The organism is Lactococcus sp. S64 (genome assembly GCF_016516525.1).
GTDB classification, from domain to species: domain Bacteria; phylum Bacillota; class Bacilli; order Lactobacillales; family Streptococcaceae; genus Lactococcus; species Lactococcus lactis.
Genome location: NZ_JACVUQ010000004.1, coordinates 42,598 through 56,015 on the forward strand (window position 1 = coordinate 42,598; position 13,418 = coordinate 56,015).

Consider the following 13,418-nt stretch of genomic DNA (forward strand, 5'->3'; position numbering starts at 1 on the left):
TCTAATTTATTAATTACGAATCATTTTTGCTTTTGAAGCCAAACTTCTTTCAAAAATTCTAATGTATAGTGTGAAGTATCAGGCACAATGACGATATCATCTCCCAAATCTTCTGGGCGCCCTACACCAATTGGTAAAGCCCCTGAATCTTTGATGGCTTGAATTCCAGCTTGAGAATCCTCTAACCCAATTGATTCAGAGGGGGCAACACCCACTGCATGTGCTGCTGCAATAAAAATATCTGGTGCTGGTTTTGATGCTGCAACTTCAGCCGGATCAGCAATTGCATCAAAATATCCAGTTAAATTCATTCTCTCTAATAAAAATGGACCATTCTTAGAAGCCGACGCTAAAGCAATTTTGATTTTATTTGAACGTAATTCTTTGAGTAATTGTAAAATTCCAGGATAGACATCGGCTGGCGACACATCCTGAATCATTTTCACATAGTTATCATTTTTTCTCTTAGCAAGTTCTTTAAATTCCTCAGCTGATACTTTTTTATCAGCTAAATCTAGAATTTTCTGAAGCGAGTCTTCTCGTGAGACCCCTTTTAATTGCTCATTAAATTGGCGGTCAACACCATTAATGCCAATTTCTTCAGCCAAAGCTTTCCAAGCTCTAAAATGATACTCTGCGGTATCTGTAATTACACCATCTAAATCAAACAATACTGCTTTAAACATCTTTTTACCTTCTTTCTCGTCATTTTAAAAATATATTTTTAAGCAATGACTTTCCAAAATTACTGACAGAAATTCTGTCAGTAACTTTTTTATTAAAAAATAATTGTAAATCCTTGTATCAAAACTTTATTAAGAGTAAAACCATTTATTTTAAATCAAATTTAGTCTGTACACCGGCTTTTAATTGAACCTCATCATCATAAACTTTGGTCAGTAAATCCGCCGACGCTGTCAGTAATAATTGTCCATTTTCAATCAAAATTTCAACTTTAGTTCCTCTAAAAATTTGATTAAATTTCAATTTTGTCCAGCTTTTTGGTAAATAAGGAGCAATTGCAAATTGGCCATCTCGCAGACTCAGACCAGCAAATTCATTTTGAATCACCTCGAGCGTTTCGCCCATGACCCCAATATGAACCCCTTCGGCCGTTGTTCCCCCTTGAATATCATAATAATCACTGCCAATTGCTGTAATCAAGAAATCCAACGCTTCATCAAAATCCCCTAATTTCACATCAATCCCAGCAAAAACCGGACGTGAAGTCGTTGAACCGTGAACAGTCCTAGCAAGATAATAATCACGGTTGACTTTCAACCAATTTTCGGGCAACTCATAAGCCAATTGTTTGACCAACTTAGTCACATGCTCCTGACCCAAATTGTAGATTAACATCAGCGTATCAGCCTGTTTAGCCACTTGATATTCGTCAGGGGAAATACCTTCGGCCTTCATCAAACGGTCAATGCGATGAATATCCCCATATTTTGCTTCATAAGCTGCAAAGTCCACTTCCTTAAGCTCAAAATATTTAGCATATTGCGCAATCACACCATTTTCATCAATATCTAGATACAGTTTTTTCCGAACTTTTTGAGCTTTTTCAAGTAATTCCTTAGGAATTTCAAATCCTTTTTCTGATAATTCTGTCAGCCAATTTAATTGCCAAGTGAGCATTAAATTAGTATAGGCATTATCACAGATTCCCCCTTCTTGCCCAGGATAGGCCTCATGATATTCATCAGGTCCCATGACCCCATCAATATGATAACGGCCGTCATCTCCTAATTCGGCTTTGTTTAACCAAAACTTTGTCGTTTCAATGATTAAATCTAAACCACCGTCAGTCAAAATGCTTTCATCTTCTGTCAGTTGTGAGTAAATCCATAAATTATATACAATGGCTAAACTAACATGCCTTTGACGCCGGCTATTATCTGGTTCCCATTCATTATTTACTGTGTTCAAATGAACAAATTGCGATTGTTCATCACCAATTAAGCCGGACTGCCAAGGAAACATAGCTCCTTTTTCTCCATCAACCTTCGCATTTTCCTGCGCTGCGGTCAATCGATTGATTCGGTACAAGAGCAAATCACGCGCCGTTTCTGGCTCATTAGCCGCATAGTAAGGAAGAACAAAAATTTCATCCCAAAAGATATGGCCCCGATAGCCTTCACCAGTCAAGCCACGTGAACCTACTGATGCATCTAAAAACTGGTTAGCACCATGCTGTGCCGCTTGACGAATATGGAAAATGTTCATCCTGACCATTCTTTGTAAATCTTCATGGTCTGATTCGATAACAATATCGGCATCTGACCAAACTTTTTCCCAATAATTCGCATTATTTTCTTGAATTTTACTGACAGAAGTTGCTGACAGCTCTGTCAGTACAAACTCAACAGGATTTTTACTTTCATAAGAACTTGCAATGACAATCGTTTTGTCAAACTGAACTTCTTGATTTTTTTGTAAGTCAATTTCGATTGCTTCTGCTAAAATCTCATCATTCTCAGAATCTATTTTTTGGAAAGCCAATCCATTTAAAAATGATTTAGAAGCAATTGCAAGTTCAATTTCACTTGTTCTTGTTTTAGCAACCAAAAGTCCTTTGGAAATTTTTGTTACTTCAAATTCTTTACTATCAAAAGCCCGATAACGTTCAACATTTTGATTTAAAACTGAGCCATCAGTAAAAGTTTCAATTCTTAATTTACAAGAGAAGTCAGCAATAATTTCACCAATAAAACCAAAATCATGAAAATTAATTGGATCTACAAACTTTGTTGTTACTAAAGTCAAATTTCCTTTGGCCAATTTTACCTGATAACGTTCAATTTGCAAAGCATTTTTAAAATCAATTGTAGCTTGCTTTTCAACTGACGCTTCAAAATCAACCAATTCACCATCAATATATACTTTTATTAATTGAGGATTTGGCCAATTTACCATATCTTCATTAATGACATCATGTCCTGCGACTTCTGTACTCGTCCGGTTGAAGACACCAGCTACGTACAAGCCAGGATAATGATTGTCAGAACAAGTTGACCATAAAGGCGCACCTCGAAGCCCTAAATAACCATTTCCCAATGACATTAAAGATTCTTGACCATAAGAACGTTTCCCTGCTTCTTTTTTATCATATTGGATTATCCAATCTTTTTCAGTCATTTTTCCCCCTCATATAAAACTAAAGGAAGCAGAATTTATCAGCACTGCCTCCAACTGAGTTTATTAATTATTTAACTGCATCTTTAAATGCATTTTTTTGTTCAACGCCTTCTCCCATTACATCTGTATCTTTATAACCAAAGAACCAAACTAATAGGAAAGTTGCAACCGCACATACCGCAGTCGCGATCCAGAAGAGCATCAAGTTACCCGCAGGAGCGTGATGTGTCAAAGGATTAGAAATAAAGTTAGGGAAACCAATCAAAGAACCTGAGAACCCAAACATTTGTAATCCGCCAAATCCAGCAACACCTGCACCAATCGCGGCACCAATTGAAGACATGATAAAGACACGCACATATTTCAAATTAATCCCATACATTGCCGGTTCAGTTACCCCACAAAAGGCTGAAATTGCTGCTGGAGCAGAAAGTCCTTTGAGGTCTGCTTTTTTAGATTTAAAGAAGACAGTCAAGGCACCAACCCCTTGAGCGAGCATTGTGAAAGAAACAATCATATTGAGTGAACTTGCTCCAGTGGCCGCCAATTCTTGTGAAATAAGTGGAACAACCAACCAGTGCAACCCAAAGATAACCAAACATTGATACAAACCACCAACGATAATACTTGCAATTCCTAAATTCAATGACAAGATATGATCAATCACAAATGACAATCCAGAAGAAATTGTAGAAATAACTGGACCTACCAAAAGTAAAACAATTGATGCGGTAATAAAGAAAGTAATCATTGGTTGGAAAATTGGACGCAAGGCAAGTGGTAAAACTTTTTTCAACCAAGCATTCAGTGGTTTAGCAATTGCCACGGCTACAATGATTGGGAAAATTGTATAAGCATAGCTTGGCAAAGCAACTGGAATTCCAAAATAACTTGTATTAAAAGTTACTCCAAGGAAATTTGCAACAGGAGCAGCTGCTTCAACAACAACATTTTTACCTGCCGCATTCGTTCCAACATGCGCATTTACCAAGTTAGTAATCCCTGGATTAATCATAAATCCGCCGACTGCAGCACCAATAAATTGTAAAACAGTATCTTTAGGTGCCAATTGTTTTGCCGCTGAAAAACCAACCAAAACAGGTAAGAAGTAAAAGGGCGTCATTGCCAGTGTTGAAATAATGACATAAGTTGAACTTGCAGGATCAATCACTTCGATTAAGCGATTTCCCTTAACAAAGATACTAAGTAAACCATTAATCATCCCACCAGCTGCAAGTAAACCAATAATAGGAATCATTGACCCAGTAATTGTTCCAATGACCACTTGGAAAGCATGAACAATCGGATTTTGTTTTTTACCATTAGCTGGTGCTGTTGCAGCTACTGCTTGTGCCGTTGCCTCATCATCAACTACCGCATCACCAAGTTGTTCAACAACTTCATCATAAACATCCTCAACCGCTTGTCCAATAACCACTTGATATTGATTCAAGTTTGAATTATAAACGGCGCCTGCCACACCAGGTAAGGCTTCAATTGCCGCTGTATCGGCTTTATCCTTGTCCTTTAAAGTGAAACGAAGACGAGTGATACAATGAATAACTTTTGTGACATTTTCAGCGCCACCTACATTTGCGATAATATCAGTCGCAAGTTGTGAATAATTTGCCATAAGTTCTCCTTTTGCTTCATTATCTATGAAGCATTTCATAATATAAAATAATAATTGACGAGTTTAATAGTCACAAAATCTATATCCAAAGTTCTCGTCATCTTTGCGCTATAAATTTATTGGTTGATATTTTTACTTACTTAACACTTGCCTGACCTAATTCATCACGTGCATTGGCTGAACCATATTTAACCTCAAAGCCAGATAAAAGGTCTTTAGTATTTGTAAAAATAACCATTGTTGTCTTATCCAAACCAGCAGCTTCAATTTGCCCCCAATCAACAGTTCCCAGCTCATCACCACCATTAACAATATCATCCACTTTAACTTTAATTTTAAATGGTGCCCCTTTAAGAGCTACTGTATCAATACCGAGATGTAAAAGAATATCTAAGCCATCAGCACGTTTAAAACCAATTGCATGTCCCTGAACTAAAGTTACTTTTGCAGAAACTGGAGCAAAAATTTTATTTTCTTTGGGCTCAACTGCAAAACCATCACCCATTATTTTCTTTGAAAATACCGGATCGTTTACTTTTGAAAGTTCAATAACTTCTCCAGAAACTGGATTATATAGCCCTTTATCGTCTTTCAATTCTTTCTTTTTTCCTATTCCAAACATAAGAATCTCCTATCTTTTGAAGTTGTACGTACAAGTTAACAAAATCATTGTATCATATAAAAACGTTTTCAGCAAGCGGTAACAATTATTTTTATGATAAAATATAAAGTATGAAGAAATATGAAGTGATTTTGCAAGATTTAGAAAAAAAGATTTTTAACGATATCTATAAAACGAACGATATTCTTCCAAGTGAAAATGAGCTCTCTGTTAATTACGAGAGCAGTCGTTCAACAGTCAGACAGGCTTTAAAAATTTTAGAAGAGAAAGGGCTTATTCAAAGACGACATGGCTATGGTAGCATTGTCCTCGCTCATGATAGGCTCCTTTTCCCTATCTCTGGCTTAACTTCATACAAAGAACTACAAACCTCTATGGGTTTCCATAGTGAAACTGAGGTCATTCGCTTTGAAAGACTTGAAATTAACCCTAAACTTTCAGAAACAACTGGTTTTGCCGTTGGGGAACACGCCATAAGTATTCTCAGAAGGCGCAAAGTAGATGGCAAATTTTCAATTTTAGATTGGGATTTATTTTTAGAAAAATATTCCGAAGGTTTAACTCCAGAACATGCTAAAATTTCAACCTATGACTACTTAGAAGATAATTTAGGGCTTGACATTGCCTATGCTCAAAAGGAAGTCACGATTGATTTTGCTTGCGAAGATGACTTTAAATACCTTGACTTAAACCCCAAAGACCATCATGTCGTGTCTGTCAAATCTCATGTTTATCTTGCTGATAATACTCTTTTTCAGTATACTGAATCTCGACATCAAGTCGACCGCTTTCGTTTCACAGAATTCGCTAGACGACAAAAAAGATAAAAAAGCTCTCCCAATAAGGAGAGTTTTTACTTGATAATAAAAAGCAAGAACAAAATCAGTTCTTGCTTTTTTTCTTTATTTTACACCAATTTCTGCTTCAACAACTTCAACAATGGTATCTACAACATGATTGACCTCTTCATGAGTTGGCGCTTCAGCCATGACACGCAAGAGTGGTTCAGTTCCTGAAGGGCGAACTAAAATACGACCTTTCCCATTCATTGAAGTTTCCATTTCTGAAATTACTTTTTGAATCGCTGGCACATCCATTGCTGATTTTTTAGCTGCATTATCTTTTACCCGAACATTAACTAATTTTTGTGGATAAATCGTAACTTCACTTGCTAATTCAGATAAAGATTTGCCAGTTTCACGCATTACTTTCAACAATTGAATGGCTGAAAGTTGACCATCTCCTGTTGTATTGTAATCAAGGAAAATCATATGACCCGATTGTTCACCACCGAAGTTGTAATTATTTTTCTTCATTTCTTCAACAACATAACGGTCACCAACGGCTGTAATCACTGAATTAATCCCTGCTTCTTCAAGCGCTAAATGGAATCCAAGATTAGACATCACAGTTGTTACTAGCGTATCTTGAGCCAATTTTCCTTGTCCAAGAAGATATTTCCCAACGATAAACATAATTTTATCGCCATCAACAATTTCTCCATTTTCATCAACGGCAATCAGGCGGTCAGCATCACCGTCAAAGGCAAGTCCGAGGTCACTTCCTGTTTCGACAACTTTTTTAGCCATCGCTTCAGGATGAGTTGAGCCTACTTTTACATTGATATTGAGTCCATCAGGATTTTCACCAATAACTGTCAAATTCGCTTCTAAATCAGCAAAAACGGCACGAGCAGAAGTATAAGCTGCACCATTAGCGGTATCAAGAACAACCTTATAGCCTTCAAAATTACCTTCTGCTGTTGTTTTTAAGAAAGCTTGATATTTACGAACACCTTCGATATAGTCATGCAGCATTCCTAAGCCTTGAGCAGATGGACGTGGCAATGTGTCTTCTTCAGCGTCAATCAATGCTTCAATTTCAAGTTCTTTTTCATCCTCTAATTTATAACCATCACCACCAAAGAATTTAATTCCATTATCAAGTGCTGGATTATGGCTGGCTGAAATCATGACCCCAGCAGAGGCACCATCTTTTTTAACTAAATATGCTACACCTGGTGTTGCAATGACTCCTAAATCATAAACTTCAATCCCAACAGACAAAAGTCCTGAAATCAAACTGCTCGCAAGCATTTGTCCAGAAATTCGTGTATCGCGACCAACATAAACTTTTGGTGTACCTAATTCATGTTGACTAAGGACATAGCCACCAAAACGACCAAGTTTAAAAGCCATCTCCGGCGTTAATTCAACATTTGCTTCCCCGCGAACACCGTCTGTTCCGAAATATTTACCCATTTTTTCTTGTCTCCATTTTTATTATTTTTATTTGACTCTGAAAATTTATCCACTTATTTTTACAGGTGTTAATGTTACTTCAACTTCTTGTGGATCAGCACTTACTCCTGTTGCACGTATAGGAACAGTTACTTTCGTTTCTTTTACAACTCCAGAGATATCCACTGATGCTTCAACCTCGTTGATTGCTTCTAAAGCACTTTTTTCTCCTGAAAGAGTAACTGTTTTATCAGATACTTTTGTCTTAATAGATGATAAAGTCTTATCAAGCGTTCCTTTTTGTGTCACTTTAACCGGCACATCTTTAGTTAATTTATTTACTACAACTTTTAAATGAGTCGTTGAAGGTTCAATTTGTGCTGGAAGAATTTTACCTGTGCTGTCTACGGCATGAAGAGTGACTGTGCCTGAATAATTTTCATTTAAATTAACATCATTTGGTAATGCAGCTTCAATTGCTTGAATTTTTTTGATGCTCTCTTCCCCGGCAGTCACTTTTACCTTTTCATCACTCACTGAAAGTGAATCAATTGTAAAACCTTCTGGCAATTGAGTTGAATCAGCTTTTGGTGTTACTTCAAACTCTTTCTTCACTTTGTCTTCTAAAGTGATATTCATTGTTTTAGGTTCAATCGTTGCCGTTACTCCGCCAGTCAGTTGTTCAATCCGAATTGGTACATCAAATTTTCCTGTTTTTAGTTTGGTCAAATCAACACTTAAAAAGAAATTTCTTGTGTCCGAATTTTCTTCATTAGTGATAGACAAGCGATTATATCCAGAAAGATGAACCGTCGCAGTGCTGTTATAACCACTAACGAAATATTTATTAGAATTATATTTCAATTCTACTGGAACGTTATTAATTGTGGCTGTGTAAACTTCTCCAGACTGATTAGTTCCCTGATTACGGATGGATGTTGCATTAGCATTAAAGAAAAGGACAATCGCAAAGAAAACAGAGGCAAGGATATAAAATGTTTTGGAATTAAAAAATTTATTTGCCATTTTTCTTTCCTCCTGCTTTATTTTTTCTATTCTTCCCTGTTCCTTTTTCATTTTTTTCAACTTTAGGAACTAAAATGGCCACTAGAATATCATGGAATTTTTCTTTGGAAATATCCGCGAAAAATTCTCCATTGTGAGCAATTGAAATTCCACCAGTTTCTTCGGAAACCACTAAAATTAAAGCATCTGAGACTTCAGAAAGTCCAATTGCAGCACGGTGTCTAGTCCCAAATTGTTTTGAAATCCCCGATTTTTCGGTCAAAGGAAGATAGGCAGAGGTTACAGCAATTTTGTTTCCCTGAACAATGACCGCGCCATCGTGTAAAGGTGTATTTGGAATGAAAATATTAATAAGTAGTTCGCTAGTAATATCCGCATCTAAACGAATCCCTGTACTTACAAATTCATTTAAATTTTGCCCTTGCTCAATCGCAATCAAAGCGCCAATTTTTCGCTCAGACATGTAAGCAAAAGATTTCTCGTAAGCTGAAATATGCCCATCAGGGCTACTTTTTCTCGTTGGTGTAAATAATGTGGTTGTTCTTCCTAAGCTTTCAAGCGCTCGCCTAATTTCAGGCTGAAAAATGATAACTCCGGCGATAACCCCATAGGTAATAACTTGGTTGAGTAACCACTCAACTGTTGTAAGTCCAATAAGTCCGGCAATAATTCTGATAAAAATGAAAATAATCACACCACGAACAAGCGTCATTAATTTTGTTCCTTGTACAAACCTAATCGCTTGATAAAGGAAAAAACTGATAATTGCAATATCTAATATTGCAATAGCAATTCGCAGAGGTGATTCATTCAATTCAAAAATCTTTTGCCAAAACTCAAGGTTAAAAAATTGATTGAAGTCGGTCAAAAGTCCCCCTCCTTTTATATTGTTAGTCTAATTATACCAAAATTTTAAGTGAACTGCTTTATTCCCAAATAAAGATTTATCATCTTGTTCTTATTCCCTTAATCTATCTGTAATTTTTACATTAGCAAAACTGTAGTTTTTAGCTGACGAGAATAAAAAAATTACTGACAAAAATTCTGTCAGTAACTTTTCATTAGTAAGAATATATTATTTTTTAGCCTCACGTTCTGCTTTACGAGCAGCTCGTCTTGCTTCACGCTCAGGATCAACTGGACGTTTCTTACGTTCTTTTGGCAGAGTAGCTTCTATAGTCCCCTCTGATTCAGGATTTTTTTTCGCCAGTGCTTTTGCTTCACGTTCTAAATACTTATCTAAATCTCCTGATGTTCTAGCATAACGCATAAATCGTTTACGAGAATCTTTGGCAGCTTTAGCATACAAACTTTCTGCATGTTCAGCATCAACTTTTAATAGATTACCAAAACGAGATTGTGTCAATAAGAAATCTCTAACTTTACTAAAATCAGGTTTTTTGAAATCAAGAATCATCGGATTTTTACCCAAATCTTCAAGAAGAGGATTATAGCGATAAAGTTGCCAATAACCAGAATTCACGGCTTCTTTTGCTTCATCAAGTGCTAAATGTATTCCTCCATATAAACCATGTGAAATACATGGAGTATAAGCAATAATGACTGATGGACCTTTAAATTTTTCAGCTTCATCAAAGGCACGGATTGTTTGCATCATGTTTGCTCCAGAAGCAATCTGAGCCACATAAACATCTCCGTAGGTCATTAGCATCGCTCCTAAATCTTTTTTCGTATTAGATTTACCGCCAGCAGCAAATTGTGCAATTGCTGAAGCTGGAGTTGCTTTAGAAACTTGTCCCCCAGTATTGGCATAGACTTCGTTGTCCATAACTAAGATATTAACATCAGCACCTGAAGCCACGATATGGTCTAAACCGCCAAAACCAATATCATAGGCCCAACCATCCCCACCAAATATCCATTGGGTTGGTTTTACAAATTGATCTTTTTGTTTATATATTTCATCCAACTTAGCTGAGTTGAAGTGTTCAGAAGCAAGCATTCCCTTCATTTTTTCGGCTCTTGCTCGTGTTCCTTCTGAATCTTCTAAGTGTTCTACCCAGTCTTTCGCCAATTTTTGCAAATCATCTGACATTTCTGGCAAGGCTTCAAGGACTTGGGCTGCTAATTTTTGACGTCTGGTTTGAGAAGCTAACCACATTCCATATCCGTATTCCGCATTATCCTCAAAGAGTGAGTTTGACCATGCAGGGCCTTGTTCAAACTCATTTGTTGTATATGGTGTTGCTTGTGTTCCGCCATAAATGGCTGAACAGCCAGTTGCATTGGAAATCATCATTCGGTCACCAAACATTTGTGTCAATAATTTAATATATGGTGTTTCACCACAGCCTGAGCATGCTCCTGAAAATTCAAAAAGTGGTTTTTCAAATTGACTAGCGGCAATTGTACCTGGACGAGCTGGATTTTCTTTTGTTTTAAGGGTTTGCGCAAAAGCCCAATTGACAGATTCTTTTTCTTGTCCCTCATAAGGAATCATTTTTAAAGCTTCACCCTTTTTAGGACAGGCTTCAACACATAATCCACAACCTGTACAGTCTTCAACAGAGACCTGAATCCGATATTTTAAGCCATCAGCTCCTTTATAATCCATAACATGGAAACCTTCTGGCGCTTGATTCCATTCGTCTTCGACGACTAAAAATGGTCTGATGGCAGCATGTGGACAAACAAATGAACATTCATTACATTGAATACAAGCTTGGGCATTCCATTCAGGAATTTCTAAGGCAATTCCCCTTTTTTCAGAAGCACTTGTTCCCAATGGTTCATCTCCAAAAGTCATTTTGTTATCGACTAAGGTTTGTACCGAAAGTTCATCACCTTCAAAGGCATTGGTTTTATTTACAATTTCAAAAACATATTTTTTACGAGAACTTTCTGTCGTAAGAACTTTCGTTTTTTCTTCTTGAGTTTCAGCCCAGCTTTCTGGAATCTTTACTTCATGCAAGCCGTTCAAAGCAAGTGCCATTGCATTCAAATTTTGTTCAACAATGGTTGGTGATTTCTTTGCATATTTTTGAGCATCTTTTTTCAGAATCTCATAGGCTTCATCAAAAGGCATAACATGAGCCAATTTGAAAAAGGCGACCTGCATAATCGTGTTAATTCTGCGTTCCATTCCGGTTTCATGAGCAATTTTCATGGCATCAATCGTATAAAATCGAATTTGATTTTCGGCAATGAATTTCTTCATTTCATTCGGAAGATTTTTTGAAAGTTGTTCTAGATTCCAACTTGTGTTTAATAGAAATAGGCCTCCAGCTTTCAAGCCTTTGGTCAAGTTATATTTACGTACATAAGTCATGTTGTGACAAGCAACAAAATCAAGTGTAGCTGTCATATATTCAGAAGTAATTGGCGAATCACCAAAACGTAAATGTGAAATGGTTAATCCACCTGATTTTTTTGAATCATATTCAAAAGCGGCTTGAACATATTTATCAGTATGGTCACCAATAATTTTGATTGCTGCTTTATTGGCGCCAACTGTTCCATCTGAACCAAAGCCCCAGAATTTTGCTTGAAATGTATCTGCTGGTGTTAAATCAAGGACTCTTGAATTTGTCAGAGACAAGTTTGTAACATCATCATTAATTCCGATTGTAAACATACGTTTTGGTTGTGCTTTGACTAATTCATCAAAAACACTGACGATGTGTTCTGGACGAGTATCTTTTCCACCAATTCCATAGCGGCCACCAATCACTTGTTTAACATTAGAATTGAAAAGCGCTGATTGAACGTCAAGGAAAAGAGGTTCTCCATTTGAACCCGATTCTTTTGTACGGTCTAAGACTGCTACTGATTTGACTGTCTTTGGTAATTTTTCAAGAAAGTTTTCCAATGGAAATGGACGATACAAGTGAACATTGATAAAACCAACTTTTCGGCCTTGTCCATTTAAATAATCAACTGTTTGCTCAATTGTCCCAGCAACAGAACCCATAGAAACAATGACTTCTGTCGCATCAGGTGCGCCATAATAATTGACTAAATCATAATCTGTCCCACGAAGTTTATTGATTTTTCCCATGTACTTTTGAACGATTTCAGGAAGAGCTTCATAGTAAGAATTGACCGTTTCCCTTTGTTGGAAATAGATATCTGCATTTTGATTTGTCCCTGAAACTGTAGGATGATCAGGGTTCATTGCACGGTCACGAAAATCAGCTAATTTTTCTTGATTAACCATTGGTAATAAATCTTGATAATCAATAACATCAATTTTTTGAATTTCATGAGAAGTTCTAAAACCGTCAAAGAAATTCAAGAAAGGAACTGAACCTTCAAGTGTTGCTAAGTGGGCAACTGCTGACAAGTCCATCACTTCTTGAACAGATGACTCTGCTAACATGGCAAACCCAGTTGTTCTGGCTGACATCACATCAGACTGGTCTCCAAAAATATTAAGCGCCCCAGCCGCTACGGCACGAGCTGCGACATGAATAACTGCTGGCAAAAGTTCACCAGCCATTTTATACATATTTGGAAGCATTAAAAGGAGCCCTTGCGAAGCGGTATAAGTTGTCGCAAGCCCTCCTGCTTTAAGAACACCGTGCATGGCACCTGCTGCACCGGCTTCTGATTGTAGTTCTGTAATTTTTACTGTTGAGCCCCAGATATTTTTACGACCAGCAACTGACCACGCATCAGTATAATCTGCCATTGGTGAACTTGGGGTAATTGGATAAATTACGGCAATTTCTGAAAAGGCGTAAGCAATATGTGCTGCCGCCATGTTTCCGTCCATTGTTTTTTTCATTTTTTTCAA

The 13,418-nt window shown here is 37.0% G+C and carries 9 protein-coding genes; 1 reads left to right on the forward strand and 8 read right to left on the reverse strand.

The genetic code is table 11. The annotated features are described in order from the left end of the window. Positions 1–20 precede the first annotated feature (20 nt). The 4 genes from pgmB to IAE51_RS05610 all read right to left on the reverse strand — a co-directional run bounded on the left by pgmB (position 21) and on the right by IAE51_RS05610 (position 5,396). Positions 21–686 (reverse strand): beta-phosphoglucomutase, encoded by a 666-nt coding sequence (gene pgmB, locus IAE51_RS05595; protein ID WP_098396112.1) that lies wholly within the window; start codon positions 684–686, stop codon positions 21–23. A 145-nt stretch (positions 687–831) separates the two neighbouring features. Next, complete coding sequence (locus IAE51_RS05600; protein WP_200094960.1) at positions 832–3,141, reverse strand: glycoside hydrolase family 65 protein; 2,310 nt, start codon at positions 3,139–3,141, stop codon at positions 832–834. Between the two features lie 67 nt (positions 3,142–3,208). After that, on the reverse strand, positions 3,209–4,774 hold the full coding sequence (locus tag IAE51_RS05605) for a PTS transporter subunit EIIC (RefSeq protein WP_025016545.1): 1,566 nt from the start codon (positions 4,772–4,774) through the stop codon (positions 3,209–3,211). Positions 4,775–4,910: 136 nt separating this feature from the next. Continuing rightward, positions 4,911–5,396, reverse strand: a complete 486-nt coding sequence (locus IAE51_RS05610) for a glucose PTS transporter subunit IIA (RefSeq protein WP_012897247.1) — start codon at positions 5,394–5,396, stop codon at positions 4,911–4,913. A gap of 110 nt (positions 5,397–5,506) precedes the next feature. On the opposite strand from IAE51_RS05610, the gene treR reads away from it, so the two are divergent. Then, positions 5,507–6,223, forward strand: a complete 717-nt coding sequence (gene treR, locus IAE51_RS05615; RefSeq protein ID WP_021466934.1) for a trehalose operon repressor — start codon at positions 5,507–5,509, stop codon at positions 6,221–6,223. A gap of 75 nt (positions 6,224–6,298) precedes the next feature. On the opposite strand, the gene glmM is transcribed toward treR, so the two are convergent. The 4 genes from glmM to nifJ form a co-directional block, all read right to left on the reverse strand. Continuing rightward, positions 6,299–7,657, reverse strand: a complete 1,359-nt coding sequence (glmM, locus tag IAE51_RS05620) for a phosphoglucosamine mutase (RefSeq protein WP_003131539.1) — start codon at positions 7,655–7,657, stop codon at positions 6,299–6,301. A 45-nt stretch (positions 7,658–7,702) separates the two neighbouring features. After that, positions 7,703–8,662 carry a YbbR-like domain-containing protein gene (locus IAE51_RS05625; RefSeq protein ID WP_200094962.1) on the reverse strand — a complete coding sequence of 320 codons (960 nt, stop codon included), beginning with the start codon at positions 8,660–8,662 and terminating at the stop codon, positions 7,703–7,705. Next, positions 8,652–9,530, reverse strand: a complete 879-nt coding sequence (gene cdaA, locus IAE51_RS05630; protein ID WP_003131542.1) for a diadenylate cyclase CdaA — start codon at positions 9,528–9,530, stop codon at positions 8,652–8,654. The genes IAE51_RS05625 and cdaA overlap by 11 nt, the downstream gene beginning before the upstream one ends. Positions 9,531–9,737: 207 nt before the next feature. Further along, positions 9,738–13,409: a pyruvate:ferredoxin (flavodoxin) oxidoreductase gene (nifJ, locus tag IAE51_RS05635; RefSeq protein WP_195228971.1), complete on the reverse strand. Its 3,672-nt coding sequence runs from the start codon at positions 13,407–13,409 to the stop codon at positions 9,738–9,740. Between the last annotated feature and the right edge of the window lie 9 nt (positions 13,410–13,418).

What these genes read in the sequence shown, in the direction of transcription:
- pgmB (WP_098396112.1), bottom strand. Translation starts at nt 686, where the DNA reads ATGTTTAAAGCAGTATTGTTTGATTTAGATGGTGTAATTACAGATACC.
- IAE51_RS05600 (WP_200094960.1), bottom strand. Translation starts at nt 3,141, where the DNA reads ATGACTGAAAAAGATTGGATAATCCAATATGATAAAAAAGAAGCAGGG.
- IAE51_RS05605 (WP_025016545.1), bottom strand. Translation starts at nt 4,774, where the DNA reads ATGGCAAATTATTCACAACTTGCGACTGATATTATCGCAAATGTAGGT.
- IAE51_RS05610 (WP_012897247.1), bottom strand. Translation starts at nt 5,396, where the DNA reads ATGTTTGGAATAGGAAAAAAGAAAGAATTGAAAGACGATAAAGGGCTA.
- treR (WP_021466934.1), top strand. Translation starts at nt 5,507, where the DNA reads ATGAAGAAATATGAAGTGATTTTGCAAGATTTAGAAAAAAAGATTTTT.
- glmM (WP_003131539.1), bottom strand. Translation starts at nt 7,657, where the DNA reads ATGGGTAAATATTTCGGAACAGACGGTGTTCGCGGGGAAGCAAATGTT.
- IAE51_RS05625 (WP_200094962.1), bottom strand. Translation starts at nt 8,662, where the DNA reads ATGGCAAATAAATTTTTTAATTCCAAAACATTTTATATCCTTGCCTCT.
- nifJ (WP_195228971.1), bottom strand. Translation starts at nt 13,409, where the DNA reads ATGAAAAAAACAATGGACGGAAACATGGCGGCAGCACATATTGCTTAC.